The sequence below is a fragment of the Bradyrhizobium sp. BWA-3-5 genome, from assembly GCF_032917985.1.
GTDB lineage: Bacteria > Pseudomonadota > Alphaproteobacteria > Rhizobiales > Xanthobacteraceae > Bradyrhizobium.
Genome location: NZ_CP136626.1, coordinates 2,849,012 through 2,875,122 on the forward strand (window position 1 = coordinate 2,849,012; position 26,111 = coordinate 2,875,122).

At 61.7% G+C, this 26,111-nt stretch carries 19 protein-coding genes, 1 tRNA gene and 2 pseudogenes; 8 read left to right on the top strand and 14 right to left on the bottom strand.

Annotation, left to right across the window (positions count from 1 at the left end):
• The first annotated feature begins 33 nt into the window (after positions 1-33).
• Complete coding sequence (locus tag RX331_RS13585; RefSeq protein ID WP_317257038.1) at positions 34-1,815, top strand: SIR2 family protein; 1,782 nt, start codon at positions 34-36, stop codon at positions 1,813-1,815.
• Between the two features lie 257 nt (positions 1,816-2,072).
• Positions 2,073-2,145, top strand: a tRNA-Met gene (locus RX331_RS13590).
• Positions 2,146-2,773: 628 nt separating this feature from the next.
• Here the strand turns inward: RX331_RS13590 and RX331_RS13595 are convergent.
• The 5 genes from RX331_RS13595 to RX331_RS13615 all read right to left on the bottom strand — a co-directional run bounded on the left by RX331_RS13595 (position 2,774) and on the right by RX331_RS13615 (position 8,478).
• The gene (locus RX331_RS13595; RefSeq protein WP_410708193.1) at positions 2,774-4,657 is read right to left on the bottom strand and encodes a TRAP transporter large permease subunit; all 1,884 of its coding nucleotides are present in this window, start codon (positions 4,655-4,657) and stop codon (positions 2,774-2,776) included.
• A 5-nt stretch (positions 4,658-4,662) separates the two neighbouring features.
• Positions 4,663-5,688: a TRAP transporter substrate-binding protein gene (locus RX331_RS13600; protein WP_317257040.1), complete on the bottom strand. Its 1,026-nt coding sequence runs from the start codon at positions 5,686-5,688 to the stop codon at positions 4,663-4,665.
• A gap of 168 nt (positions 5,689-5,856) precedes the next feature.
• A complete protein-coding gene (locus tag RX331_RS13605; protein WP_317257041.1) occupies positions 5,857-6,867 on the bottom strand; it encodes a transketolase family protein in 1,011 nt (336 codons plus the stop codon).
• Positions 6,864-7,709, bottom strand: coding sequence for a transketolase (locus RX331_RS13610; RefSeq protein WP_317257042.1), 846 nt, complete (start codon positions 7,707-7,709; stop codon positions 6,864-6,866). The genes RX331_RS13605 and RX331_RS13610 overlap by 4 nt, the downstream gene beginning before the upstream one ends.
• Positions 7,710-7,728: 19 nt before the next feature.
• Positions 7,729-8,478: a glucose 1-dehydrogenase gene (locus RX331_RS13615; RefSeq protein WP_317257043.1), complete on the bottom strand. Its 750-nt coding sequence runs from the start codon at positions 8,476-8,478 to the stop codon at positions 7,729-7,731.
• Positions 8,479-8,617: 139 nt separating this feature from the next.
• On the opposite strand from RX331_RS13615, the gene RX331_RS13620 reads away from it, so the two are divergent.
• Positions 8,618-9,508, top strand: coding sequence for a LysR substrate-binding domain-containing protein (locus tag RX331_RS13620; RefSeq protein ID WP_317258117.1), 891 nt, complete (start codon positions 8,618-8,620; stop codon positions 9,506-9,508).
• A 275-nt stretch (positions 9,509-9,783) separates the two neighbouring features.
• Here the strand turns inward: RX331_RS13620 and RX331_RS13625 are convergent.
• Positions 9,784-10,805 (bottom strand): annotated as a pseudogene (locus tag RX331_RS13625) (IS110 family transposase).
• 213 nt (positions 10,806-11,018) lie between these two features.
• On the opposite strand from RX331_RS13625, the pseudogene RX331_RS13630 reads away from it, so the two are divergent.
• Positions 11,019-11,545 (top strand): annotated as a pseudogene (locus tag RX331_RS13630) (IS110 family transposase); the annotation flags it as partial.
• A gap of 124 nt (positions 11,546-11,669) precedes the next feature.
• Here RX331_RS13630 and RX331_RS13635 read toward each other — a convergent pair.
• From RX331_RS13635 to RX331_RS13650, 4 genes are all read right to left on the bottom strand, one after another.
• Positions 11,670-12,701 (bottom strand): serine/threonine-protein kinase, encoded by a 1,032-nt coding sequence (locus tag RX331_RS13635; RefSeq protein WP_317257044.1) that lies wholly within the window; start codon positions 12,699-12,701, stop codon positions 11,670-11,672.
• On the bottom strand, positions 12,694-13,146 hold the full coding sequence (locus tag RX331_RS13640; RefSeq protein ID WP_317257045.1) for a hypothetical protein: 453 nt from the start codon (positions 13,144-13,146) through the stop codon (positions 12,694-12,696). Before RX331_RS13640 ends, RX331_RS13635 begins: the two co-directional genes overlap by 8 nt.
• 577 nt (positions 13,147-13,723) lie before the next feature.
• Positions 13,724-14,200: a Mov34/MPN/PAD-1 family protein gene (locus tag RX331_RS13645; protein WP_317257046.1), complete on the bottom strand. Its 477-nt coding sequence runs from the start codon at positions 14,198-14,200 to the stop codon at positions 13,724-13,726.
• Complete coding sequence (locus RX331_RS13650) at positions 14,197-15,984, bottom strand: ThiF family adenylyltransferase (RefSeq protein WP_317257047.1); 1,788 nt, start codon at positions 15,982-15,984, stop codon at positions 14,197-14,199. Before RX331_RS13650 ends, RX331_RS13645 begins: the two co-directional genes overlap by 4 nt.
• 901 nt (positions 15,985-16,885) lie before the next feature.
• Between RX331_RS13650 and RX331_RS13655 the strand changes: the two genes are divergently transcribed.
• The gene (locus RX331_RS13655; RefSeq protein WP_317257048.1) at positions 16,886-17,707 is read left to right on the top strand and encodes a helix-turn-helix transcriptional regulator; all 822 of its coding nucleotides are present in this window, start codon (positions 16,886-16,888) and stop codon (positions 17,705-17,707) included.
• A gap of 53 nt (positions 17,708-17,760) precedes the next feature.
• The gene (locus RX331_RS13660) at positions 17,761-18,582 is read left to right on the top strand and encodes a helix-turn-helix transcriptional regulator (RefSeq protein WP_317257049.1); all 822 of its coding nucleotides are present in this window, start codon (positions 17,761-17,763) and stop codon (positions 18,580-18,582) included.
• Here the strand turns inward: RX331_RS13660 and RX331_RS13665 are convergent.
• Positions 18,570-19,364 carry a thioesterase family protein gene (locus RX331_RS13665; protein WP_317257050.1) on the bottom strand — a complete coding sequence of 265 codons (795 nt, stop codon included), beginning with the start codon at positions 19,362-19,364 and terminating at the stop codon, positions 18,570-18,572. The two genes, RX331_RS13660 and RX331_RS13665, sit on opposite strands and share 13 nt — an antisense overlap.
• A gap of 164 nt (positions 19,365-19,528) precedes the next feature.
• On the opposite strand from RX331_RS13665, the gene RX331_RS13670 reads away from it, so the two are divergent.
• Together RX331_RS13670 and RX331_RS13675 are read left to right on the top strand one after the other, a co-directional pair.
• The gene (locus RX331_RS13670; protein ID WP_317257051.1) at positions 19,529-20,194 is read left to right on the top strand and encodes a DsbA family oxidoreductase; all 666 of its coding nucleotides are present in this window, start codon (positions 19,529-19,531) and stop codon (positions 20,192-20,194) included.
• A 162-nt stretch (positions 20,195-20,356) separates the two neighbouring features.
• Positions 20,357-20,995 carry an NIPSNAP family protein gene (locus RX331_RS13675; RefSeq protein WP_317257052.1) on the top strand — a complete coding sequence of 213 codons (639 nt, stop codon included), beginning with the start codon at positions 20,357-20,359 and terminating at the stop codon, positions 20,993-20,995.
• A 9-nt stretch (positions 20,996-21,004) separates the two neighbouring features.
• Here RX331_RS13675 and RX331_RS13680 read toward each other — a convergent pair whose 3' ends face one another.
• The 3 genes from RX331_RS13680 to RX331_RS13690 all read right to left on the bottom strand — a co-directional run bounded on the left by RX331_RS13680 (position 21,005) and on the right by RX331_RS13690 (position 26,047).
• Positions 21,005-21,949 carry a cupin-like domain-containing protein gene (locus tag RX331_RS13680; protein WP_317257053.1) on the bottom strand — a complete coding sequence of 315 codons (945 nt, stop codon included), beginning with the start codon at positions 21,947-21,949 and terminating at the stop codon, positions 21,005-21,007.
• Entirely contained in the window at positions 21,950-23,146 is a 1,197-nt protein-coding gene (locus RX331_RS13685; RefSeq protein WP_317257054.1) for a GNAT family N-acetyltransferase, read from the bottom strand.
• A gap of 174 nt (positions 23,147-23,320) precedes the next feature.
• Positions 23,321-26,047, bottom strand: a complete 2,727-nt coding sequence (locus RX331_RS13690) for an EAL domain-containing protein (protein ID WP_317257055.1) — start codon at positions 26,045-26,047, stop codon at positions 23,321-23,323.
• Positions 26,048-26,111 lie beyond the last annotated feature (64 nt).

Sequence of the window (26,111 nt, forward strand, 5' to 3'; positions counted from 1 at the left end):
GCTCTTTTTAAGCGTGGTAGTGGACAATTTCGCATGAGCATCCTTTCCGGTGATCCTCTCACGCAGCTTGCATTCTCGGTTTACGAGAACAGGGGCGTCTTCGCCGTGCTTCTCGGCTCGGGCCTGTCGAGGGCCGCCGAGATTCCGACTGGCTGGGAAATCACGCTCGACCTGATCCGCCGCGTTGCGCTGGCGCAGGGTGTTCAGGATCAGCCCAATTGGGCGGCGTGGTACCGGGAAAAGACCGGCGATGAGCCAAACTACTCCACGCTGCTTGAGGAGCTGGCCTCATCGCCGGAAGAACGGCGCTCGATCCTGCACAGCTATATCGAGCCGACAGACGAAGACCGGGAGGAGGGGCGGAAGATCCCCACTGCTGCCCACAATGCCGTCGCCGATTTGGTGCGAGGCGGTTTTGTCCGTGTGATTATCACGACCAACTTCGACCGCCTGATGGAAAACGCGCTGCGCGAGCGCGGCATTGAGCCCACCATCGTCTCCTCGGTTGATGCGCTGTCTGGCGCGGAACCGATCACGCATAGTTCTTGCTATATCCTTAAGCTTCACGGCGACTACAAGGATGCGCGCATTCTCAACACGGAAGCCGAGCTGAGCGGTTATCCCGCGCCTTACGACGCGCTGCTCGACCGCATTCTCGACGAGCATGGCCTGATCGTCTCCGGCTGGTCCGGCGAATGGGATCATGCACTCCGGGCAGCATTTCTTCGCGCACCGAACCGCCGTTACTCCATGTTTTGGGCGGCGCGCGGCACGCCAGGCAGCGGCGCGCAAGAGCTTATCGATCATCGGCGCGCCCGGATCATTCCCGTGACGGACGCGGACAGCTTCTTCCGGACGCTGCAGCAGCGTGTTGAAATCCTTGAAAAGAGCCAGCGCCAAAATCCGCTCGGCATCGAGCTTCTGGTCAACAGCGCGAAGCGCTTTTTGTCGAAGCCTGAGTACCGGATTCAACTAGATGAGTTATTTTCGCAGGAGATGGACCATGTTCTTGCGAGGCTGGATAGTCCAGAGCTTGCCGTGCCATCAAGTTGGGATCGGGAAACCTTTCGCGCGTACGTGAAAAGATACGAATCCGCAGTCGAAGCGCTCGCGAGCATGGCCGGCGTGGTCGGCAGATGGGGCGATGACGGCGACCTTTCCATTGTGCTGGACATCATCCGAACTCTTTATGCCCATGCAGATAAAGTGGGGAGTGGGATCGTCTCTTATCTCGGGCTGCGATCCTATCCCGCCATGTTGGTGTTCACCGCCTGCGGGCTTGGCCTGACACGCGCCGGTCGCTGGAAAGCGCTTCATCAGCTTTTCGAAGCCCCGATCGACCGCAAGCACCGGGAGCCCGTCCGTGCGGTTCAAGCCCTCTTCCTCTATGGTTGGCGCGGCGCGGACGGCGATGCCTGGAAGCAGATCGAAGGGCTTGAGCAGCGCAAGACGCCGTTGAGCGATTATCTCCTGACACTGATTTCAGAGTGGGGTAAGCGTTTCATCGGGCTGACGCCCGACTTCGAGCTCTTGTTTGAACGCTTTGAGATGCTGGGGGCGCTAGCCCATCTTGAACAAGAGGAGAAGGCGGGCGTGCAGAAGCAGCTGGCTGGCGACGCACGGAACGGTTGGGCGTGGATGCCGGTCGGCCGCATTGGTTGGCATGAGAGCAATGCCGAAAGGCTTGTATCGGAGCTGCAATCGGAGGTGATGAAGGCAGAGCTCGTACAAGCGGGCTTTGCGAAAGGCGACTCTGAATTCCTGGAACTTTTCATCCAGAACTTCAAGCGTATTGCCGCACGGATGCGATGGTAAGTCCCGGAACACCTGCCGGTGCGGAGATGTTGGCTGCTCTGAAATCTCTCTCCTGACCACAGAATCCCGGCCAAAGTGCCGGGCTTTTGTTTGGTGAAACGCGCTCCATTTGTTCCGAACGCGCGAACTTCGTTAGCATCATCAACGGGTGAACATAGCGGGAAAGTTCGGGCGGCGGCCTTGAAAAATAAGGATAAATCAGCGGATTTTGATTCCGGTCACCGCAGGTTCGAGTCCTGCCGCGCTTACCAATTCCTCGCTGGGCCTCGGCAGGGAAGGGGCCGGCTCTCATAAGGCGAGTGGCGGGTTCGACCCCCGTACCCGCGACCATGTTGCTGATCTAATCCTGTTACCGAAGTTATTTCGCTCTATATCGTGTATGTGCCGATCTTTGTTGGCCTGATCCTGACTATCGTTTCGCTCTTTTTTCGAGAGGTATCATGGGATCACTACAGAAGTTGAACGAGGAAAGAGCTCCCCTCAGCTCGGAACCTTCAGAAGAAGTGGAGGTCCCAGCACGGCAATTGGTAGCGTGAGTACTCGGCCGATCGAGCGTCTGCCGCCTAATGCTCTTCCTGAGGAGGTGGGCCAAAGACAACTGACCTGGAGCGAATACTCGGTGACGTGCCGCAAGCTGTGTCATGATACGAAGCTGGGCCTTTCCGCCTTCCGGATCCCGGATCCAGCCTAGTTAATACCAAAGTGTTTGGGAATCGGTCCGAAAGCAACTCCGGTCAGGCGTTAGAAGCCGCGCGCCGATCTTATCGATGCGTGATCCGTAGTCACGTATGTCTCTGAACGCGTCGCAGCGTACGCGGAGGAAGGCGAACGGTTACCTCAACTAGGGCAAAGAACTGCTCGAACAGGCCGTCTGGCTCGTCAAGACTCACCTTCTATCCTTCCCAGGCTGGGCAGAACGGAGGTGCGGATGACCTCCGCACCTCGCACTTTCGCGTGCCTACAGGAACCCGATGGAAATCCATGGCACTGCCGCGACGATAAGCGTGCCGATCAGCAGCGCCACGATGTATGCCACGATCGGACCCATGCCTTCGTCGGGATGGATCCGGCTGATGGCGCAGGCCGCGTAGTAGCCGACGCCAAATGGCGGCGCGAAAAGACCAATTCCCATCGCCAGAACGACGACCATTGCGTAGTGGACCTCATGCACGCCGACTTGACGAGCAATGGGGAAAAGCAGCGGGCCAAAGAGCACGATGGCAGGAATGCCTTCGAGGACGCTCCCCAGGATGACGAACGCGATGATGGTGACGATCAGAAATACCGGCACGCCACCAGGCAAGGAGGTCATGAACTTCGCAAGCGATGCCGAGAAGCCCGACTGGGTTAAAGCCCATGCCATTCCAGTCGCCGCACCGATGATGAAGAGGATCGCGCCGGAGAGAGCTGCGGTCTCAACCAACATTGGATAGAGGCGACGCCAGTCGAATTGGCGGTAAATGAGAAGCCCAGCCAAAATGGAATAGACGATGCCTATCGTCGAGACCTCGGTGGCAGTCGCGACCCCTTCGACAACCGCGGCGCGGATCACAAAAGGAAGGGCGATGGCGGGGATCGCGATCAGGAAGGCACGACCAATTTCACTGCCAGTCGCCCGCTGGACGTGCGATAAGTCCTCCCCACGGTATCGCCACCATACGACCGCACACAGCCCGATCGCGAGCACGATGGCCGGGAGTAACCCGCCTGTGAATAGCGCCGCGATCGACACGCCGGTCACCGATCCGATCGTGATCAGCACCAGGGACGGTGGGATTGTCTCGGTCTGAGCGCCGGTGGCCGCCAGGAGTGCGACGAGGTCACCGCGCTTTGCGCCGCGCTTGGTCATCTCGGGGAAGAGCACGGGCGCTACTGCCGCCATGTCGGCCGCCTTGGATCCCGAGATGCCCGAGACCAGGTACATCGCACCGACCAGCACATACTGCAGGCCGCCCCGAACGTGGCCGAGCAGGCTGGCGAGGAACCCGACCATGGCGCGGGCCATGCCGGTCATTTCGATCAACAAGCCGAGAAACACGAACAGTGGCACCGCCAGCAGAATGAGATGGCTCATGCCTTCGTCCATGCGGCCGATGACAACCACGTCCGGCGTGCTGGTCGTCAGCGTGATGTAGCCGATGGTCGCCAGGCCGAACGCGAAGGCGATCGGCACCGCTGCAAAAACCATGGCGCCCACGATGAGCACGAAGAAGATCAACAGATTGAGATTGCCGAGCGGTTTCAGGACCGGCGCGAGTAGCGCGAGGGCTGCGATCAGCGCTCCCACGGCAGCCAGGGCCGCGACAAGGTGCTTGAGGTTCGCGACGGCCGCCAGCCTCAGCGTTGCGACGATCAGCATCAAGCCAATGCCGACGGGTAGCGCAGCGGCGCGCCAGGTGTTGACGATTCCCAGGGCGGGCGTGGTGACAAACACTTCGTCGGCCGCAAATTCGTACGCCGGGTGAATGACCAAAAGCAGGAACGCGAACGATGCGGCCGTCGCGAAGACGTCAAGGAACAATCTGGCTTCGGGGCGGATCATGCCGACGATTGCCGTCATCCGCATGTGCTCAGCTCGCTGGAAGGCGACAACCGATCCCAGCATCGCGAGCCATAAGAACAGAATGCCAGCAAGCTCGTCCGACCAGACGATCGGCGCGTGGAGTACGTAGCGGGAGATTATGCCTACGAAAAGCACGATCACCTCGGCAACGACCAGTAGCGAGGCAGGAATGGCGACGACAGGCTTGAGAGCTTTGTTCAGGCTCACAATGGCCTTGCGCCACCCGGAAGCCGGCTCTGGGAGGGCAAGCGTCGCTCCGTCTATGTGTCCGTGTTCCATGGTGCTCATCCCAGCTTGCCGGCAGTCTTCTCGAGCTGCGCCCAGGCTTCTTCACCGAACTTGGCCTTCGAGTCGGCATAGAAGCTCGTCTTCGCCAGCGCCTGGCGGAAGATCGATCGGTCCACTTCGAGGAACTGCATTCTCTTTGCGGTCAGATCGGTGCGCAGGGATTCGCTGAGCTTTGCGATGTCACTCCGCTCGTCATTGGCAGAGCGGTCGAACTCGCGCGTGACGATTGCCTGCACGTCCGGCGGCAGCTTCTGGAAGGCGCGCTTGTTGCCGAGAATCCAGTAGTTGTCCCAGACGTGGCCCGTCAGGCTGCAGGTCTTCTGCACCTCGTAGAGGCGCGCCGTCGCGATGATCGGTAGGGGATTCTCCTGACCATCAACGACCTTGGTCTGCAGCGCGGAATAGACCTCGTTGAAGTTGATCGGCGCCGGGCCTGCTCCCAGAGCAAGGAACAAGGAAGTCAAGTTCGGCGCGGCCGGCACCCGGAGCTTGAATCCCTTGAGGTCTTCCGGCGACTTGATTTCCCGGCCCGACGACGTGATGTGGCGGAAGCCGTTGTCCCAGGCCTTGGAGACCGTCATGATCGGCGTCTTGGCGATCTGCGCGCGGATATAGGCACCGAGCTCGCCGTCCATGGCTTTCCAGACCGCATCGTAGTTCGGAAAGAGAAAGCCGAGGTTCACGATCCCGGCGGCCGGCACGAGGGTGGCGAGGATCAGCGAGGACAGGTTGAAGAACTCGACGCTACCGTTGCGGACCTGCGTCAGCAGATCCGTATCCGAGCCGAGCTGATTGGCCGGAAACAGATTGATCTCCAGGCGCCCGTCCGTCGTTTCCTTGATGCGATTGGCAGCCTCCTTGGCTCGAACATTCACCGGATGGGTCGGGTCCTGCCCGGTCGCAAGCTTGTAGGTAAATTCCGCCGCCGCGGCGGGGCGGCTGAGTACTGCGCATAACGGAAAGGCTGCGCCGGCCAGGAGCAACTTGCGACGAGTTATGGCAGTCGGTTTGCGTTGGGTCATTGCTTCCTCCTTGTTGAGACGAATCGGTATGTTCATCGGCAGCGGCACTTGTCTGCAGCTCCGGCCGGTTCTCGGGCGCCGGCCGTCAGGGCAGTGGCCATCGTTCTCCGCGGCGATGCCGCGCAGGCGATGTTTCCTCAATCGGACTTGACGAATGGCGCTGCGCGCTTAGCGCAGCCACTCCCTGATCTGCCGTGCAACTTCGGCAGTAGAAATGCCGTAGCGATCATGCAGCGTGGGAAGCGCCCCAGCGGCAAGAAATTCGTCGGGCAATGCAATCTGACGGAAGGTCGGATAAACGCCGGATCGCATCAACATTGTTGCGACCGCCTCGCCAAGGCCGCCGATGATTGTATGGTTCTCTGCAACCACGACGAGGCGACCGGGCTTGCCGGCTTCGCGCAAGATTGTTTCGTGATCGAGGGGCTTGATCGTCGGTACATGCAGCACGGCCGCATCCACCCCGTCGTCGGCGAGTTCCTTTGCGGCTTCCAGCGCCCGCATCGTCATGATCCCAGAGGAGATGAGCAGGACTTCCCGACCGTCGCGAATGAGTGATGCCTTGCCGAGTTTGAATTGATAATTGTACTCGTCCAATACAAGTGGCACCTGACCGCGCAAGAGGCGCATGTAGACCGGCCCATGATGGGCCGCGATGGCCGGAACGATCTGCTCGATTTCATGAGCGTCGCAGGGATCGATCACGGTCATGTTTGGCATTGCGCGGAACAGGGCGAGGTCTTCCGCCGCCTGGTGGCTTGGGCCGTAACCGGATGTGAGACCGGGCAAGGCACAGACGATCTTCACGTTGCGGTCTTCTTCCGCGATCGTCTGGTGGATGAAATCATAGGCCCGGCGCGAAGCGAACACCGCATAAGTCGTGGCAAAGGGCATGAACCCTTCGGCCGCCATGCCCGAAGCCGCCCCGTAGAGCAGTTGTTCAGCCATGCCCATCTGGTAGTAGCGGTCGGGGAACTCCTTCGCGAAAATATGCAGGTCCGTGTACTTGCCGAGATCGGCGGTGAGTCCCACGACCTCGGGACGGCTCCGGGCCAGTTCGACAAGTGCGTGACCGAAGGGCGCGGGCTTGGTGTTCTGGCCTTCTGCCGCGATCGACGCGATCATCGCAGAAGTGGTGAGCCGCGGTTTTCCGGGCGTGGATGAGATTGTCGGCTTCATGACTTGTCTCCCGCATCGAGTTCTGCCAGCGCCAGTTTCCACTCGTGCGCCTCAACCCGAATGAAATGGTTCTTTTCTCGCTGCTCCAGGAATGGAACTCCCTTTCCCATGAGCGTGTCGGCGACGATCACGCGCGGTTGCGGTTCGGGGTGCGAACTTGCCGCGTCAAAGGCGGCCACGACGGCGTCGAGGTCATTGCCGTCGACCCGGCGTACGAACCAGCCGAAAGCCTCGAGCTTGTCGACCAGCGGCTCGAATCCCATCATCTGCTTTGAGGGGCCGTCGGCCTGCTGGTTGTTGACGTCGATGATCGCGATCAGATTGTCGAGGTTGTGGTGTGCCGCCGACATCATCGCCTCCCACTTCGAACCCTCGTCGAGCTCTCCGTCCGAGAACAGCGTGAAGACGCGGCTCTTGGAGCCCTTCCGCTTCAAGCCCAGGCCCATGCCGACCGCGATGCTCAGTCCGAGGCCCAGCGATCCGCCGGACATTTCCATGCCGGGCGTGTAGGAGGCCATGCCGGACATCGGAAGGCGGCTTTCGTCGAAGCCATACGTCTCCAGTTCGGCTTCGGGGATAATGCCGGCCTCGATCAATGCGGCATAAAGGGCGATGGCGTAGTGACCGTTGGAAAGAAGGAAACGATCGCGATCTTCCCAGTTGGGCTCCTCGGGCCGGTAGCGCATCGCGTGAAAATAGGCGACCGCCAGCACGTCGGAGATGTCGAGCGCCTGCGCGATGTACCCTTGTCCTTGAACTTCGCCCATGCGCAGGGCGTTACGGCGAATGTTGCGCGCGCGCTGCGCTAGGGTCGGCGCGTTGGCAAGCGTAGTCGTGGACATCCTTCTCTCCATCGCTCCCTTAGTGAATGAGCATCCCGCCATTGACGTCGATCACGGCGCCGGTGACGTACGCGGAAAGGTCCGAAGCGAGGAACGTATAGATTCCCGCGACATCGTTCGCTTCCCCGAGTCTTCCGAGCGGAATGCCTTCCAGGATCTTTGCCCGCATCTCGTCTGTAAGTTTGCCGGACGTGATGTCGGTGCCGATCAATCCGGGCGTGACGCAGTTGACGCGAATTCCGTCAGCGCCGAATTCCCGCGCCATCGCCTTGGCAAGCCCAAGGACGCCCGCCTTTGCTGCCGAGTAGTGTGGACCACCGAAAATGCCGCCCCCGCGTTGGGCTGACACCGACGACATGCACGCAATCGATCCGGACTTGCGCTTCTGCATGTAAGGGATCACCGCCTGAGACAGAAACAGTATGCCTTTGAGATTGACGTCCTGAATCCGGTCCCAGTCGCCGGGCTTGATGTCGAGGAACTTCACCGGTTGAGTAATGCCGGCGTTGTTGATCAAGATGTCGATCTGACCGAAGATGCCGGCGACGGTTTCGACTGCTTTCAAGCAAGAGGCCTGATCGGCTACGTTGCAGGCCACCCCGATATGCGCGTCGCCCAGGCTTTTCGCAGCGGCTTTTGCGGCGGGCCCATCGATATCAAGGATGGCAACGCGAGCGCCTTCTTCCACAAACCGTCTGGCGGTCGCGAGGCCAATCCCGCGGGGCGAAGCCGCACCTGTAATAATTGCTGTTTTGCCGCGAAGCAGCATTCGATCCTCCCTGTGTCTATTCTTCCCAGACGCTGCGGTGGGCAGCCGGTCCTCTTGATCCCATTCTTAGGTCCGAGGCGCTTCAGGGACAAACGCGCTGTTGTCTTGGATATATGAATCTGGTTCACTCATGGGTATGCTGCTGTCGAGCATCCCGATCTCGGCTATCCGAGCCTTCGAAGCGGCTGCGCGCACCGGCTCCTTCAGCGACGCGGCTGACGAATTGCGTTTGACTCCGAGCGCAGTAAGCCACGCTATCCGCAAGCTCGAGAGCTCGATGAGCACTACGCTGTTCGAGCGGAGTGCACGTTCCGTCCGTCTGACGCCGGCGGGCGAAAACCTGATGCGTCATGCCGGCGCGGCTTTCGATAATCTGCGACGTGGTATCGAAGAAGTTGCTGGTCGCGGGCCGCACCTCTTGAGGGTGCATTGTGCGCCAAGTTTCGCAGCGCAATGGCTGGCGCCGCGCTTGACCCGGTTTTTCGCCGCCGAACCGAAATTGGAGGTTCGCCTCGCCGCTAACACCGAGTACGCCCGCTTCACCAACGACGATTTCGATCTGGACATCGTCTACGGTACGCCTCGTGGTGAGGGTCTCGAAGTGATCCCACTTGGTGAGGAGACTGTGACCCCGCTATGCGTTGCCGAGATCGCGAAGAAGATTCGCCAGCCAAAAGATCTGTTGAGCCAGGTGTTAATCCGCTCAGACGTGAAGCAAGTTCAGTGGCATCAATGGTTTAACGCGAACGGACTTGAGCCTCCTGCGGTCCACGGAATGCGATTTGATCGGAGCTTCCTCGCAATAGCCATGGCATGCGGCGGCGTTGGCGTGACTTTGGAGTCAACTCGACTGGCCGAACGCGAAATCGAATCGCAGCGCCTGATCGCGCCGCTGGCCGGTCGTTCGACCGACATCCGCTATGTTGGCCATCATCTCGTTTTCCCTCGCGCGAGCCGTCAGCGCCGCGCCTCGCGCACCTTTGTGGACTGGATCACATCTGAACTCGCGCAGACCGACAAGAAGATTTAGGCAATCTCGGCCACTCGTGACGTCGGCTTTTGATGCTGTTGTCTAATCGCTGCCGGGGCGTCAAGCACATAATTTTTCGCTGAGGAGACGCTGCCGGGTGCATGGTTGTCTTCGCGGTCGACATTGGCCGCCGCATGATGGAGCTTCGCGGGACGAGCCTTCAATGTGGACGACGCACTTTGCTGAGTCAGCAGTGCAACAGCATCATCGGAATGGCTCGGCTCACGTCCCGGCAGGGACGCCTTAGGCGTTCAGGTTCTGAACGCTATCCGGACTTATTCGGCGGCTCCGGCATTCGGATCAAACAGCTCGCCGGTCTTAAGCATCGTATGCATTATTACCGCCAATTTGCGCGCCACAGCCACGGCAGCTCTTTTGAAGCCGATCCTCTCCCGGAGCTGCAGACCCCACGTGCGCAGAGTGCTGTGGGTTGAGCTGCGCGTCAGAATGACCGCCGCCGCTTCGTAGAGAAGCCCTCGCAAGGGGCGGTCGCCACGTCGGGATATATGGCCGTTATAATCGACTTCTCCGGATTGGTAGCGGCGCGTTGTTAGGCCGATCCACGCACCGACAGATCGGGATTTCCTGAAGTTGTCAGGCTCCTCAATAGCCGTGGTAAAGGCGGTTGCGGTGATTGCACCGATGCCAGGAATCCACATGAGGATGCGGCAAGCCCGACTCTGGCGCGCGTCCCGCACCAACTGGCGTCCGAGTTCGGCGGCGCGGACGCGAATGCCACGCCAAGCTTCCAGCATCGGTAGCACGATAGAGGCAAGTCTGTCCTGGTCGGCAAGAAGGCTCCGCACATTCTTCTCGAAGGTGCTTCCCTTTCCGGCGGGAACGAGCAGACCAAAGGTTTTCATGACACCGCGGATCTGGTTGGAAAGCTAGGTAGTGATTCGGACCAGCCGCGTCCGCGCTGCGACAAGCGTGCGGGTCAGCATGCTGTCGAATCCCTTCACACGCACCTCACGAAAGAACCCGACTTCCGCGAGCTGCGCCAGCCCATCGGCATCGTTCGCGTCCGTCTTATTCGTTGCCATGTCGAGCGCCGCTTTAGCATGGCGCGCATCGATGCAGATCGCCGGCAACCCTTCGGTGCGCAGAGAATGATAGAAACCGACAGGGGTCCGGTCTCGAATACCACGCGTTTCACGGATGGCGCCCGCTTGCGGATGAGCTCGGCGACAATGCTGGGATCAGATGCGCACTTGCCGCGCCAGATCCGTTCACCTGCTCGGCGGATCGAGACCGCCGTCTCTTTCATCGACACATCGAGACCAATATATTCTTCCATGGCTGTTCTCCATTCGATGCCTGGGCCCGGCGTCCAGTCGTGAGCCCGTTTTCCATCCTATCGGGGAACAGCCACCAGCTTCCATTGTCGGTCGGACTGATTCAGGGGCGACGCGCTCCCGCGATTACCCCATGTGGACGGCTCCTCCACGGACACGAGAGTGCCAAGACATGGGCGCCGTTTTAAGGCTCCCACGATTCGGAGGAGCTAGCTATGCAGTCGATTTCGACAATCGGTCTCGATATCGCCAAGTCAGTCTTTCAAGTGCATGGCGTTGATGCGGCCGGCCAAGTGGTCCTGCGCCGGCAGTTGAGACGCCGGCAGGTCTTGGCATTTTTCCAGAAACTGCCGCCATGCCTGGTGGGCATCGAGGCGTGCGCCTCATCGCACTATTGGTCCCGCGAGCTGCAGGCGTTGGGGCATGCGGTGCGATTGATGCCTCCGGCTATGTGAAGCCCTACGTCAAGCGGCAGAAGAACGACACCACGGGCGCGGAGGCGATTTGCGAGGCGGTCACGAGACCTAACATGCGGTTCGTGCCGACCAAAATGGTTGAGCAACAGAGCTGTCTGATGCTTCATCGTGCGCGCCATCTCTTCATCCGCCAGCAGACTGCCGTGATCAACTCAATCCGCGCCTATCTGGCCGAGTTCGGGATTGTCGCCCCTGTCGGGCGCAGGGGTGTCGAGCAACTGTTGGAGGTCGTCGCAGATAGAGCCGACGACCGGCTCCCCGAGGTAGCCCGTGAGCGCTTCTGCTCTAGTCATCACCCTCTACATGCAAACTTTAGAGAGCATGCGCGTGCGATCCAATGTGCGTTGGGGCTGACGAAGTCGGCCGGCGGCCCGGATGATTTAGCCACCCTCAGCGTGAACCGCTCGTGAGCTCGGCGACTGCGCGCTCCAAACCCTGACGGGCTTCACGCTCGGTAGCGTATGACTTGCAGTTCTCTAGCTTTCGGCGCCCATTGACCAAGTGCTCGACCCGATGTCCCTTTAGGACGTAACGCAACAACTCCGATCGCCCGCCATGCTCGCAACTCCACTCATCGGCCGAAATCCGCGTCCACGGCCGCACTAGGCTCAGGCCTTCGAGCGCCTGGCGGAAAGCGACGGCGCTCTGGAAGCGTTTGCCCGGGTCGCTTGCGCACGCGCGGTTCAGGACGGTCTTGAGTGAGCGCGGCACCCACTGCGCGTGTCCGAGTCGGCCAGCCAGCTTTCCATCAAGGATGTCCTGACGGAATGCGGCTTCGTCTTTGCGTAGGTCGCCCCACATGGGCCTGTTATTCGCGGCGCGTTGCAAGGTCATTCCGGCCGCATAGACATCACTCAGGGGCGAAAATTCGAGGTTATTGACGGCCTCCGGAGGGGCATGAGGCCTATAGAAGAGTTCGGTGGCGGCGATGCCGGAGGCGGGATGCATCGCTGTGCCGAAGTCGGAAAGCTTCGCGTATCTTGGTCCGAGCATGATGTTTCCGGGCTTCACGTCGCGGTGTACGAACCCGCGGCTATGGGCGAACTCCAGAGCGAAGAGAATCTGCTTCACATAGTTGATTGAGTCTACGACCGGCACGAACTCGCGGTTGAGACGGTCCCCAAGGGAGCCGCCGTGGATGTATTCCATCTCGATGAGGACATGGTCCTCGAAGACGTTGGCGGTCAGTATCTTCACAACGTGGTCGTGGCCGCACAGGCTCATAACCTGAGCTTCGACAACCGCCCGGTGCGCCGCCGGGTCCGCCACGAAGACGACCTTCAGCGCAGAGTGTTGCTGAAGGTTTTGGTTGAGTACCTGGAAGACCTGGCCAAAGTTGCCGGCCCCGAGCGGGCGTATCACCTCATACTTGTTGAGGACGACTTGACCGGGTTGCAAGATAAACGTGGCAAGATCAGTCACCAAGCACCATCCAGGCACTGAGCGCGGCCAGTTTCGCGTCGCGGTCCCACTTCGCTGGACGGCCGCCGATATGCGTGTCGCAGGCGTCGAGCTTGTCTCCGGTGTAGCCGAGCGCCTTCTTCGAGAATGACGGCGTCGTGTATTCCTTGACTTGGAGCCCACGCTCATGGGCGACTAGGTTTAAGATGCCGAAGGGAAAACAATGATAGGCTACCTGATCGGCGCTTTTGGCATTCAGGGTTAGGCGGTAGGCAATCTTGAACGAAGGAAAGCGGTCGATCAGTTCGCCGAACGTCTGTTTGCAGTAGTTGGCTAGGTCCGGACGAGACTGGTCCGGATTGAAGCGTTGCCGCCCATGCTCGGCATAGGTCGGGTAATTGACCGAACCCTCAAGGGCGCAGAACCAGATCGCTCCCTTGCTGATGTTAAATCCTAAACCTGCCAAGATCGACTCCTTGCCTCTGATTCACCGATTCTCGTTCACGAAGGCATAGAAAGTCAAATTAGATCAACTTCGAGTTGATCGCTCGGCGGCATGCGCTGTTATGAATTCTTAGGGTCCCGCGCGAGTCACCCTATACACAGCTATCGCCACGCACCCGGCAAGGACAAAATATACCACGCCGGAAAGTGCGTCATGCGCAAGGGGGAAAATGGCGCCATCAGAAGAGCGGGACCTGCAAAAAAACGCGGCAATGATGACTATCATCGTCGCCACGATGAGCGCCGGAACGAAAGACAACGGCGCGAAGATGCAAGCTGGGATCTAGCCCAAAGGTATGCAGATCCAGTAGCCATACTCGCGAACAATCCAGATCCAAGAACACAAAAACTGCGATCGCAGCGAGAGCGGCCAAAGCTACTGCGGCCTTGATGGCGATCCTCCCAAGCTTGAGGCCTGCCGGTAAGACCGATGTGAGCGTATCGAAACACCGTCTTACTCCGATAGCCATCATGGTCACTTCATCGATGCAGCCCTTTGAGTCGTCGTCAAGCTCGCCGCTAAATTTTCCTGACCTCGGCTATACGGAGGGAGGATCAAAAATTTTGAGCTCCTGCGGCGTGGCAATCAATCGTTGCCGAATTAACGGACGGACGACCTGCACCTTCCAGCATTGCGGTGTCCACTCCGTTTCGCTCCCGGCCACGATGAGCATCAGCGGTGCACTCACCCGTCGGGCTATCCGAAGGAGCGTTGCCGAATCGAGATCGCTCATTTCGGCGACGCCGTCCGGATGCGAGTGCCAATCACCGAGATAATCGAGATCGCCGCGGCTCGCCTGGAACGCACGGTTGATTTCCGCTACTTGCCAGCCGTGATCCGGAACAAAGCAATGCCTGCCATGGAGCGCGTGCGGCCCGGGCCCGCGCATATCCGCAACGACGCGGTCCTGGCCTGACCGCCACCCCAGAAGGATCCCGCCGTTCTCAAGCGGGGACAGATCTCGCGCGTATCTGCACATCGACTGCAAAACATGTGAAGAGAGCCAGACGATCACAGACTGGCTCCGCAGCATCTCGGATGTGCCGGGCACTGGTACCCCTCCCAGTGAGGCAGCATTCGCACGCCTCCATCGCCCTTGAGCGTCAGTACGGCTACCTCCCAACCGCCAGGATCATAGGTCCCATCCGAGAGCAGCCCGACTGCGGTGCGCACAATTTCCAGCGAGATCTCCTGCAGGTCGAAGCCGCCCCCGGTGAACGTCGGTGCATTGCATCCGACCGGGATTACGATACCTGCATCATCGACGCGGGGCCTTGGTATTTCCTGCTTGTCCTTCAAGTGTTCTTGGAGACACACAAAGCAACCTTCGGAATCGGGAACGTGGCGGGCAACGATACCGCCCGCCAGGCCGAGTGTGGCGTAGCCCATCACATACGGTACACTGAACCGCCGGCAGTAGTGCGACAGCGCAAGGTGGACCTCCGGTGAGGCCGAGGCGTCGACTACGACATGGGCGGCACGCAGTAGATCGAATATCGGCGCCAGAACATGGCCTTTCTGGTCGCCGGGGAGGCGGTCCGGATCGGTTTCAGCCGCTCCGATTCTGGTGCCGACGGCAATGGCCTTAGTCCACGGATAGTTTGCGGCGATGAACTTGGCGAGAGCGATTGATTTCGCGCTTCCCCAAGCGGAACGGCCTAGAGGCCAGCGCAGGCTGTTGCCGGGCTGAACGGTGTCGAAGTCGAGGATCTCAATTTCCCCGACCCCAGCGCGGGCCAGTTCGAGGCCAGCGAAACCGCCGATGGCACCGCAACCGACAACGAGCACCTTCTTCGTGAGAAGAGATCTCGCGACGGGGAGCCGCGAAAACACATCGTCCTTCCCGGCCCGCTCCCCGAGAATCAACCTAGTTTCCGCGTCTCCCGTGGGACCGCGCCTTGTCACCAGAAACAACCACCCGGCGCCGTTTTTCTGCGAGCCGTATTCGGCTTCGTCTGGAAACGCGATGCCCGTGATCGAGAACGGGCCCTGCGTAGTTTCGTTGAGTTTTTGCACGCTGCCCGGCTGCAGCACCGCGTGGCGTCCAAGCTCTTCCTCGGCCAAGCGCAGCAATTCTCCGGCGTCCGTGATCGGGGGCGGCGTGAACTTGACCCACCGTCCGGTAATCACCTGCGCGTCTTTCGGTTCGTTCGGAAATCCGAACCGTTTGCCAGTAGACGCGCCCTGGCTGTCCTTCAGCTGTCGCACCACACCTTCGAACGCAGCGGGGTTCCTCCAGGTTTCGCGATCAGTGTAGACGACCTCCATCAGACCGTGCCGCGCAGCCGGCAGCGTGGCCTGTCCGTCAAAGAGGATAACCGAGTCATCTTCCGCGAGGCCCGTGAAGTAAGGCATTAGGGGGTCGGGAACCTGCTCCTCGAGCTTGGCCGCATCCTCCCAACGCCCTTCATTTCTTGCTGCAAGGGTGCGCAGAAGCTGGTCCAGCCGCTCCTGAATGAAATCGGCCACAAGCTGGTTCGAATTCCATTGACCCGCTTCCTGCGTGAGCAGGCACAACTCGCGCGTCAACGGATTTTGATGACGATCGAAATTCGCGTTTGGAGCGGCCACCGCTGGACGGAAAAAGGGGTGGAGCGGGGAATATCCGATCCGCAACAACATCGAAGCGGACTGGCCTTGCGCCGGCCAGTCCGCTTCGAGAATCAGCACCCCATTTCGTTTCTGGATCGTGCGGGGAGAAATCCCCAGACGTGCGAACGCTGCTAGTTCGTCGTTGAGAACCGTCGGCCAGAGCGTCCACCAATCGTGGTCTGCGCGGGGTTCTTTGTGCTTGGCCAACTATTAACCCACAGGACGATGATCAGGCGGCGTGGTGGGGCGCGGCGGGCCCTTGCCTGGTGTTTCGCTGGGAGGGCCCGGAGGCACGTCCGGATGCTGCGGGTGCGCCGGATGGGGCGGTTTAGCCATGACACCTGATCCTTCTCTGTTTTTGTCTCTGTCTAAACACCTCGGCGCCGGAGGCGCCGAGTAGGGGACCTACTTTGCCCCGATTAGGGACCAAATTGCAGGGGACTTTGCCCGTCGCTGCACTGCAGCGGGGTCGTTGTCCTTCTCCAAGTCGGAATATCAACTGCAACCGGTAGTATTTCCGCAATCGTCACAACTCAAGCAAAAGCCTCGGCAATCCACGGGAAAAATTGTGGGCTTGGGCGCTACAGCGCGCAGGCAAGAAGGTTCGACCCTCGCTTATTCCCGGAGCCCGGATTTTAGAGGTCACTTCTAACCTAGAAGCCGCCTCGCTGCGATTTCCAGATGGCGCTGTTACTGGCGGTTCTCGACTCAACTGGCCCGATAGCCAGACCTCATCGATGAGTGGCTGCAGTTTGATCGCCAGAGTGCTGCGGTTGTCGGGAAGGTGTCAGGCCCAACCCTGGTGATGGTGCCGCCGACGCCAGCGCGCAGGCTGAATAGAGCCGACGCGGACCTCGCCATAATTGACGTGCTCTTGGGGGCTTCGGGATCGAGGCGGCGTTAGGGCGGGGGCGCTCGCTTCATTCCGGTGGCCAATCGGCGGGCCAAGTTTTCTCTTGTTGGCAGTTGACTTCGAGATGTTGGTATTTGTGTTGGTAACGGTCAGAGCTGGCGAAACAAACTCCTGCACATTCAGGTCGTTAGGCATCAATATCGATTACCTCGGACGTAATGGAATGGCGGAAATTCGCATGGTAGATTTTCCACCATGAACGCACATGCTGCCACGGCGCGAGCCGAACGAGCCAAGCCCCTCCATGTCGGCGATCACCTGCGCGAGTGGCGCCAACGCCGTCACTTGAGCCAGCTCGATCTGGCGGGGGACGCCGAGATTTCCGCGCGTCACCTCAGCTTCGTCGAAACCGGCCGCGCCGCGCCGTCGCGGGAAATGGTGCTGAAGCTCGCCGAGCGATTGGAGGTTCCCTTGCGTGAACGCAACGTGCTCCTGGTTGCCGCGGGCTTTGCGCCGGCCTTTCCGCAACGCTCGCTGGACGATCCCGCGCTGAAATCGGCGCGGCAGGCGATCGATCTGGTGCTGAAGGCGCACGAACCCAATCCGGCGCTGGCCTATGACCGGCACTGGAATCTGGTGACGGCCAACCGCATGGTGGCGCCGCTGCTCGAAGGCTTGCCACCGCATCTGCTCGGGCAGCCCTTCAACATTTTGCGGCTGGCCTTCCACCCCGAGGGACTCGCGCCGCGCACGGTCAACCTTGCCGAATGGAGCGCGCATCTTCTGGAGCGGCTGCACCGGCAATGCGAGGCGACCGCCGATCCCGAACTGCTCAAGCTCTATCAGGAGCTGAAGGCCTACCGGATGCCGGCACGTTCGGGTCCCATCTCGGCCGAAAATGTCGCGATCCCCTTCAAGCTGCGCCGCAATGACGAGGTGCTGAGCTTCATCTCGACCACCATGGTGTTCGGCACGCCGGTCGACATCACGCTGCAGGAGCTGGCGCTGGAGACTTTCTTTCCTGCCGACGATCTGACCGCCGCGCGGATGCGGCAGATTGCGGCCAATCTCGGTTAGGCGCGGCGTCACGAGCCGTTTACACTCGCGCGCCCGCTCCGCATAATCGCCGCATGGACTCGCGCCAACATGCACCGCTGCCGATCAATCCGGTCGGCGATCTCCTGCGCGGCTGGCGCAGCCGCCGCGCCATGAGCCAAGCCGATCTCGCCTTCGAGGCCGGCATCTCGATCAAGCATTTAAGCTATGTCGAAACCGGCAAGGCCGCGGGTAGCCGCGACATCCTGCTGCAATTGGCCACTGCACTCGGTCTATCCTTGCGTGACCGCAACGCGCTCTTGGAAGCCGGCGGCTTCGCACGGCAATATGGCGAGCGCGATCTTTCTGCGCCCGAAGTTGCCGACGCCAAGCGCGCGATCGATTTGCTGCTGCGCCGGCACGAGCCGTTTCCGGCCATCGTCACCGACCGACGCTGGAACGTGATGCAGGCCAACCGCGCCGCCGCGCGGCTGATGACGATGCTGCTCGGCGAAGCGCGCATGACGCGGCCGCTCAATCACATGCGAATGTTTCTCGCTCCAGACGAATTTCGTCCCTTCGTGGTGGATTGGCCTGATGTCGCGGCAGCATTGCTGGCGCGCGCCCGCCATGAAGCGATGGCCGCGCCGCTCGATCTGGCGCTGCAATCGACGTGGCGAGAGCTGCTGAAGCTGCCCGATATGCCGGCGCCCAAGCTCGGCGATGGCGAAACGCCGGGTCCGCTCTGCGAGGTGCGCTTCAAGAAGGGCGACATCAGCATCGGCGTTATCGGAGCGGTGCTGACGCTCGGCACGCCGCAGGACGTCACGCTGCAGGAATTGCGCGTCGAAATGTTCATGCCGGCGGACACCGCTTCCGAGGCGGTGCTCACCGCGCTCGCGGCTCAGGACGCCTGAGCCTGCGCGGCGCGGCGCTCGAAGGTCATGGCCTGCAGCACTTCGGCGAACGGGCCCTTGCGGTCGCTTAAGCTCGCCATCGTCAGCCCCGCGCCGTCGGCGCCGGCGCGGGTGCGCGAGCGGATCAGGATCCAGTCGCCCTCCGGCGGGCGGAAGAAGTACAGGCTGATCTCGGGATTAATGAAGGTCCATTCCCGCATGTCGACGATCTGGCCGACGCCGCTGGCAAAATCCGCGGCCTGCACCGCCTGCAATAGCGGCGTGTTGGCCTCGCCCTCGACCATCGGCACGTCGAGCCGCATCCACGCCGCCGCGGGGCCGGGTTTCTCCAGCGCGCCCTCGATCAGCCGCACCGAGACGTTCTGGAAATAGCGGCTCCATTTCTGGGCGAAAGCTGGCGGCGGCGTGCCGGTTTCCGGCGCGGCGTCAGCACCGTCTTCCGAGAAGGGATCGGCGGGGGACTCGCCGCCTTGCACGGTTAGCAGCGCCGTGCAGCGGCCGATCTCGACATCGCCGTCCGTCAGGCGCACCTGGATCGTTTTGGCCTTGCGGCCGTCGCGCAGCATGTCCGTCGCAAGGCCGAAGGCACGCAGGCCAGCCGGTCGCCAGAGGTCGAAGGTGAGGCGGCGGACCGCAAAGCCGGATGCCCCAGCAATCCGCTCGACCTCGCGCGTCATCAGCGCCGCGGTGGCGCTGCCCTGCAGCATATCCGGCGACCAAGGCCCGCCGGCATGTTCGGTGGCGCGAAACAGGGCGCCTTCAGGCTTGAAAATGGCGGTCATTGCGTGGCTCCGCGGTTCAAATCGATGGTGCGGAGTTTCTAGAAAGGCCGGGCGGGCGCCACAATAACCGCGGAGGTGAAGTGATACGAGACATGCCGATATCGCCCTTGTCTCCCCCTCGGATCGGACTACCTTCCCGCGATCATTCAGCGAGGACGCCCCCGATGAGCACCCTAAAACCCCTCAAGATCGACATCGTCTCCGACGTGGTCTGCCCGTGGTGCTATATCGGCAAGCGCCGGATCGAGAACGCGCTGGCGCTGGTGCCGGATGTTCCCGTCGAGGTGCGCTGGCGGCCGTTCTTCCTCAATTCCTGGGTGCCGCGCGAGGGCATCAGCCGCGAAGAATATCTCACCACCAAATTCGGTTCGGTGGAGGCCTACAAGGGCATTGCCGGCCGCGTCGTGGCGGCCGCGGGCGAGGAGGGCTTGACCTACCGGCCGGAGCTGGTGAAGCGGCAGCCCAACACCATCGATTGCCACCGCCTGATCCACTGGGCGGAACCGCAAGGCAAGGCCGCCGAGATGAAGCAGCGCCTGATGGAATTGTATTTTCGCGATGGCGGCGATCTGACCGACGTGAACGTGCTGGTGCAGGCCGCGGCCGATGTCGGCCTCGACGCCGACGATGTGCGCAGGCGCCTCGCCACCGACGAGGATGTCGCGATGATCTCGGTCCAGGCGCAGGAAGCCTCGGACAACGGCATTTCGGGCGTGCCGACCTTCGTCTTCGCCCAGAAATACGCCGTCTCTGGCGCGCAGCCCGCCGAGCAACTCGCCCGCGCGATCCGGCAGGTTTCCGGCGAAATCAACGCGCAGGCGGCGGAGTGATTTTGCGTGTAGCGGACGCGGTGCGGCGCACTGCGCCGCCGAGCCGGGACCAGCCGCCGCGATGGACCCCGGACCCGCAGCGCACCGTAGGAGTCGCGCGAAGCGCGATCCCGAACGCGCTGCGCAGCATCCGGGGAACACAACAACAACTGGGGAGGCGTCATGATCTACGAACTGCGAACCTACACCGTAAAGCCCGGCACGCTCGGCGACATGGTCAAGGCCGCGAGCACGATCTCGCGCGAGATCCGCAAGGACGATTACGGCAAGCTGGAAGGCTACTGGTTCACCGAAATTGGACCGCTTAACCAGGTCCTGCATATGTGGAGCTACAACAGCTTTGATGAGCGTGCGCGGTTGCGTGCGGAGCTAGCCCAGAATCCGCGCTGGACCGGCGAGTATGTTCCGCTGATCCGTCCTTTGCTGGTGCGTCAGGAGGTCCGTCTGATGAACGCGGTGCGGTCTCCGGTCGCCCCGTCCTCGACGGGCAATGTCTACGAACTCCGCAACTACCGCGCCAAGGCGGCGGGCGGCCTCAAGCAGTGGCTCGACGCGTTCACGGTCGTGCTCCCGGAGCGTGAAAAATATTCGAAGATCGTCGGCCTCTGGACCACTGAAGCCGGGCAACCGAACGAGGCCTGCCACATCTGGGCCTATCCTAGCCTGAACGCGCGCACTGAGGCCCGCGGCAACGCGATGAAGGATCCGGCGTGGCAGGAATTCTTAAGCAAGGGGCCGGGCTTCCTGGAAGAGATGCACTCGACCATCATGCTGCCGGCGCCGCATTCACCGCTACAGTGAGGTGGACGCTCAGGTGCCCTTCAAATAATAATTCGCGCGTTTGCCGAGCGCGATCCGCCGCAGCATGCGGCGCATCGCCATCGAGGCGCGCAGCGGCTTGATTGCGGTCGTCACCGTCCGATAGAACATAAGCTTCAGGGCGTCGCGAATCGGCTGCTCGCCTGGCGGTTGCTGCGGCAGGCCAATGCCGCGCAGCATCGAGTTGAAGAAGTGCAGATCGTTCATTCGCCGGACTTCGCGCGTCTTCCAGGTGATGGCCATCGAGATCGAGAACGAGTCCGCGGTGCGCACCCAGTGCGGCCATTGGTACGGCACATAGCATCCGTCGCCCGCGAACAGATGAAATTCTACCCCGCGCGGCGCAATGCACTCGGCGTATTTCAAATTGCGATGCTTGGTCATCGAGCGCTCGATCTCGTCATCGGAAACGATCGAGCGGTCGGTGTTGTCGAAGATCGTGAAGTATTTTTCGCCGTGGATGTGCACGAAGAAATTGTCTTCGCTGTCGAGATGGAACGGCGTGGTCGAATTCGGTGAGGACACGAACAGGAAGCCCTCGACCTGTTCGAAGCCGGCATCGAGAAGGCTGTTGAAGCCACGCGCGCGGGCGACAGACAGCAGCGTATCCTCCAGCAACGCCCGATATGCCGGCGAATTCTCGACACGCTTGAGCACCATCCAGGCGCCGGCGGTCTCGATGCTTTTCACCACTTCGATCGGGTCGAAGTCGACGGCCGGGATCGCATCCGGATCCTGGCTGATGGCGACCTTGCCGGAATTATATTCGATCAGATCGCGCGGCAGTTCGGACGCCAGCTGCGCGATGCGCGGCAGCGTCAGCAGCGGATGGCCGGCGAGCTTGTGGCGGATTGCGAACGGCTTTATCGGAAAATCGCGGCGAAGCGCGTCGCGGTCGGCCGTGATCACCGGCGCGACGGCTGTAAGCGTATTCATCTAGGATTTCTCCTGCCGGGCTCTGACGAAGTGGACGAGGCGGCGCGCTGGCTCGCGGATGGTGCCGCGCAATGCGAGCGCGGCGCGGATCAGCGCAACCACCGGATCGTTCCGCCGCAGCGGAATCAGGACGTCGCCGATCGCAAGGCGCCCGCGCCAGATCGGATTGATCATGGGATGATCAGGACTCGCGGTGGAATCCACCGTCGAAATATCGGGGTCGGCGCAGAGATGCCGGGTCAGATCCAGCGTCAGCTGAACGCCGGGAGAGAATTTTGCAAAGCGCTCGTCGACGCCGAGCTTGAAGTAGAAGGCGCGGCTGCGATGGCGCAGCACGATGGCTGCCGCGACCGGCGTCCCGCCGGCGCGCAAACTCACGATCTGGCACTGGCCGGTGTCGGCCAAGGCGGGGACCGCCCGCCGGATGAAGGTCGCATCACCATCGTTCTGGCCGAGCGCGGTGCCGCGCTGGCCCTTCCAGCCGCTGGCTTCCAGCTCGAGGAATGTCTCGAGGGCTGTGGTTGTTTCGGCCGGCGTCCGGGCCACGTCAAACTGCACGGCGCCGTGTTCGGCGAGGCGATTGCGCTGGCGACGCAGCTCCTTCAGCTTCTTGGTGCCAAGCGACTCGCGCAGCACCTCGTCGCCATCAGCCGAGGCATCGAGGCAGGCGCGAACATGCGACTGCAGCACGAGGGGCTGCATGCCGGCGCGATGCAGCACGTCGGTGAAGGCCTTCATGGCAGGGCCCTCGAGCGAGGTGGCGCGGAAGATCAGCGCATGCGCGCCGGCTTGCTTCGCCTGCTGCAGCAGGCTCGTCACGGCTTCCTCGGCCATCTCGGCATCGAGCAGCGGCGTGCAAAGTGTGCCATAGGGATCGGCGCTGACCAGCGCGGGCAGCGGAATCTTGTAGGCGCGCCACATCGAGATCGCGGGCATGAGGCCGATCAGGCGCGAGGCATCGCGCCATGCGCCGAGCGCGGCGGCGCCACCGCGACCGCGCGCCGACGCGTTCACTGCCAATTCCCATTCGGGCAGATAATAGCCGTTCGGCTCGGCGGCACGCTCGGACAACGCGCGCCATTGGGCGGCGGAGACGCCGGCGAGCGGCATCAGCGCCGCGCCGGATTCCGCCGTACGTGCGTTCGCGTCCGTGCTTGACGCACGACGTACTGTCGATGTGTCGGCTATGTCAGCCACTTCCCCGTATCCCCGTTCGCGACTTATGCGGCCGACGGCGCCTTCGGGGCGTCACGGCCTTCGCGTTCACGGGGGCAAGGCTAGTGGAAAGAGGTGGAAAATAGCGTTGCTGCGACGCTGCGATTTGAGCGGTCGCGTTAACGGTCTGTTCAGCCTGGCCAGGCCGCGCGGCCGTCAGGCCACCTCTGCGGTGGCCGGGGCGGTCAGGAATTTGGCATCGAACTCGCTGGCCGGCATCGGGCGGCCGAAGCAATAGCCCTGTCCTTCTTCGCAGCCCATCCGGACCAGGAAGTCGGCCGTCGCCCGGTCCTCGATTCCTTCGGCAATGACGGACAGGCCCAGTTGCTTGGAAAGGCCGATTGTCGAGCTGACGATTGCGGCGTCGTCCGGATTGGTCAATAGGCCCAACACGAAGGAGCGGTCGATCTTCAGCCCGTCGAGCGGGAATTTCTTCAAATAGCTGAGGCTGGCAAAGCCGGTGCCGAAATCATCGAACACGAGGCGAACGCCGAGCTCCTGAATCTCGCGGAACGTATTCAGCGCGCCCTGTTCATCGTGGAGCAGGATGTCCTCGGTGACCTCGAGCTCGAGGCTGGTAGGATCCAAGCCGGTATTGGCGAGCACCTGCGCGACCGAGATGGCAAGGCCACCAGACTCCATCTGGGAGGGCGAGAGGTTGACGCCAATGCGCAGCTTGTGTCCCGCGCGCTCCCAGGCGGCTGCCTTGGCGCAGGCGGCTTGCAGCACCCATTCGGCAATCCGCTCGGAAATCGGAGAGGTGTTGACGACAGGCATGAACTCGCCCGGCGAGACCAGGCCCCGTATCGGATGACGCCAGCGGATCAAGGCTTCGGCGCCGACCAGGCGGCCATCGGCCAGATGCAATTGCGGCTGGTAGAACAGTTCGAACTCATTGCGGTCCGCGGCCAGCGCCAGTTCGGCTTCCAGCGTCAGGCGCTTCTCCAGCTCGCGGCGGATCGAATCCTCGAATAGCACATAGCCGCCGCGGTTGGTCGCCTTGGCACGGCTCAGGGCCATATGTGCGTTGCTGAGCAGTTCGTCGGCCGTTCGTCCATCGCCCGGGCAAACCGCGGCTCCGATGCTGACCTTGACGCGGAGGTGGCGGTTTCCGGCCAGCAGCGGCGCGTCAAAACTGTCGCCGATCTGTTCAGCAAAGCGGCCGAGATCTTCTCCAACGTCGCTTGTGGCGACGGCGATGGCGAATTCGTCTCCGCTCAAGCGCGCGAGCAGGCCCGTCGGTGGAATGGCTGCCGTCAGCCGCTTCGAAATGGCGCGAAGCACGAGATCGCCGCAGGTGTGGCCGAGCATGTCGTTGATCTGCTGGAATCCGTCGATCCCGATCACCAGCAATGCCACGTCGCGGCTGCCTGCTTCGGCCGCAGATATTTTCGCCTCAAGCTGGTCGTGGAGCGTGTTTCGGTTGATCAGCCCCGTCAGCGTATCGTGCTCAGCCAGGTATCTGATGCGTTCGGCTTCACGCTTGCGCACCGAGATGTCGCGCAGGATCGCACCGAACTGGAATCCGTCGGTGCCCTGCCAGCCGGAGAAGCTGGCTTCGACCGGGAACACCTCGCCATTGCTGCGCCGTCCATCGAATTCGATCACGCTTCCTGCGGCGAGTGCCGCGGCGTCCCTGATCGAAAAGGCGGCGGTTGCGACGGTTTCGCCCCGGGAGCAGATCTCGTCGAAGGGACGGCCGATCATTTCTTCGGGCTGGTAGCCGAAAATCGCCGTCGCACCGGGATTCCATTCCGTGATCATGTAACGGGAATCCGTGCAGATCAGCCCGTCGCCCAGCGACATCGCTACGCGCTGGAAGCGGCTTTCGGCGACCCGGCCGAGCAGATTGCGAATATCGATTTCGTCGAGCGCGACGGCGGCGATGTAGATCACGATAGCGATGTGAAACAGCGCGGTGTCCGGAATGATCGGGAGTATCGCCTGCAACAGGAATGCGGCGGCTTCCACCGCGACGGCCATCGCAAGGAGCAGCGTCATCCGCCTGCCGGCGGACAGGCGGCGCCACGTTGCCAGCATGACGAGAACGAGCAGCGCGAGGCCGGCCGCCGTGACGATGCCCGAGGTCCATTGCAGCGCGCGGTTCTGCAGCAGCGATTCCACGGCAAGCGCCTGCAGCACCGGGCCGGACAGAATCACGCCGTTGGGGACGCTGAAGCGGTCACCGAGCTCGAGCGCGGTACCGCCGACGATGACTTTCTTGCCGGTCAGCTTGCGGAGCGTCGCTTCATCGCCGCGCAGGACGTCGGCGTAGGATAGTTTGGGAATCCCGGTGGTCCGGATGCTGAAGTCGATCAGGAAGGGTGCACGCTTTTCCGCATATTGTCCGGCGAACACGGCTGCCATCGAGGGCACGAACTTGCCATCGATCTTCTCGCCGAACGGATAACGGCGAACCAGGCCGTCCGGCCCGACCTCGACATTGACCAGCGCAGGCCATGAATGTTCGGCAAATTGCTGCAGCGGGCGGTTAACGTGAAGCTGCTTCCTGTCGGCGCCGGGCTGTTGGAAGGACGGCAGCACGATCGATCCGCCCGCGCTCTCCAAGGCCTCGGCGAAGTTGCGGTCGGATGCGGCGTCCGATGGCGTGGAAAAGTCGACGTCGAGCGCGATGTCCTTCGCGTCCGCCTTCTGCAGCTGCCGCAGCAGTTCGGAGTGAAGCTGGCGCGGCCACGGCCAGACGCCGACCTTGTCGATCGACGGGGCGTCGATTGCAATGACGACGACATCGCCGCTGGCCTGGCGCGACTGCCAGGCAAATCTCAGATCGGCCAAGTCATGGCGCAGGCCGTTATGCCATCCGCCCAACACGACGATTGCCAATGCAATCATCGCGAACACATGCGCGCGGTATCGTTTCACTTAGCTCACCATTCTGGTGCTTCGAGATGTGACGCCATCGACAATGGCGTGCGTGGGGCTTCAG

What these genes read in the sequence shown, in the direction of transcription:
- RX331_RS13585 (WP_317257038.1), top strand. Translation starts at nt 34, where the DNA reads ATGAGCATCCTTTCCGGTGATCCTCTCACGCAGCTTGCATTCTCGGTT.
- RX331_RS13595 (WP_410708193.1), bottom strand. Translation starts at nt 4,657, where the DNA reads ATGGAACACGGACACATAGACGGAGCGACGCTTGCCCTCCCAGAGCCG.
- RX331_RS13600 (WP_317257040.1), bottom strand. Translation starts at nt 5,688, where the DNA reads ATGACCCAACGCAAACCGACTGCCATAACTCGTCGCAAGTTGCTCCTG.
- RX331_RS13605 (WP_317257041.1), bottom strand. Translation starts at nt 6,867, where the DNA reads ATGAAGCCGACAATCTCATCCACGCCCGGAAAACCGCGGCTCACCACT.
- RX331_RS13610 (WP_317257042.1), bottom strand. Translation starts at nt 7,709, where the DNA reads ATGTCCACGACTACGCTTGCCAACGCGCCGACCCTAGCGCAGCGCGCG.
- RX331_RS13615 (WP_317257043.1), bottom strand. Translation starts at nt 8,478, where the DNA reads ATGCTGCTTCGCGGCAAAACAGCAATTATTACAGGTGCGGCTTCGCCC.
- RX331_RS13655 (WP_317257048.1), top strand. Translation starts at nt 16,886, where the DNA reads ATGAACGCACATGCTGCCACGGCGCGAGCCGAACGAGCCAAGCCCCTC.
- RX331_RS13660 (WP_317257049.1), top strand. Translation starts at nt 17,761, where the DNA reads ATGGACTCGCGCCAACATGCACCGCTGCCGATCAATCCGGTCGGCGAT.
- RX331_RS13665 (WP_317257050.1), bottom strand. Translation starts at nt 19,364, where the DNA reads ATGACCGCCATTTTCAAGCCTGAAGGCGCCCTGTTTCGCGCCACCGAA.
- RX331_RS13670 (WP_317257051.1), top strand. Translation starts at nt 19,529, where the DNA reads ATGAGCACCCTAAAACCCCTCAAGATCGACATCGTCTCCGACGTGGTC.
- RX331_RS13675 (WP_317257052.1), top strand. Translation starts at nt 20,357, where the DNA reads ATGATCTACGAACTGCGAACCTACACCGTAAAGCCCGGCACGCTCGGC.
- RX331_RS13680 (WP_317257053.1), bottom strand. Translation starts at nt 21,949, where the DNA reads ATGAATACGCTTACAGCCGTCGCGCCGGTGATCACGGCCGACCGCGAC.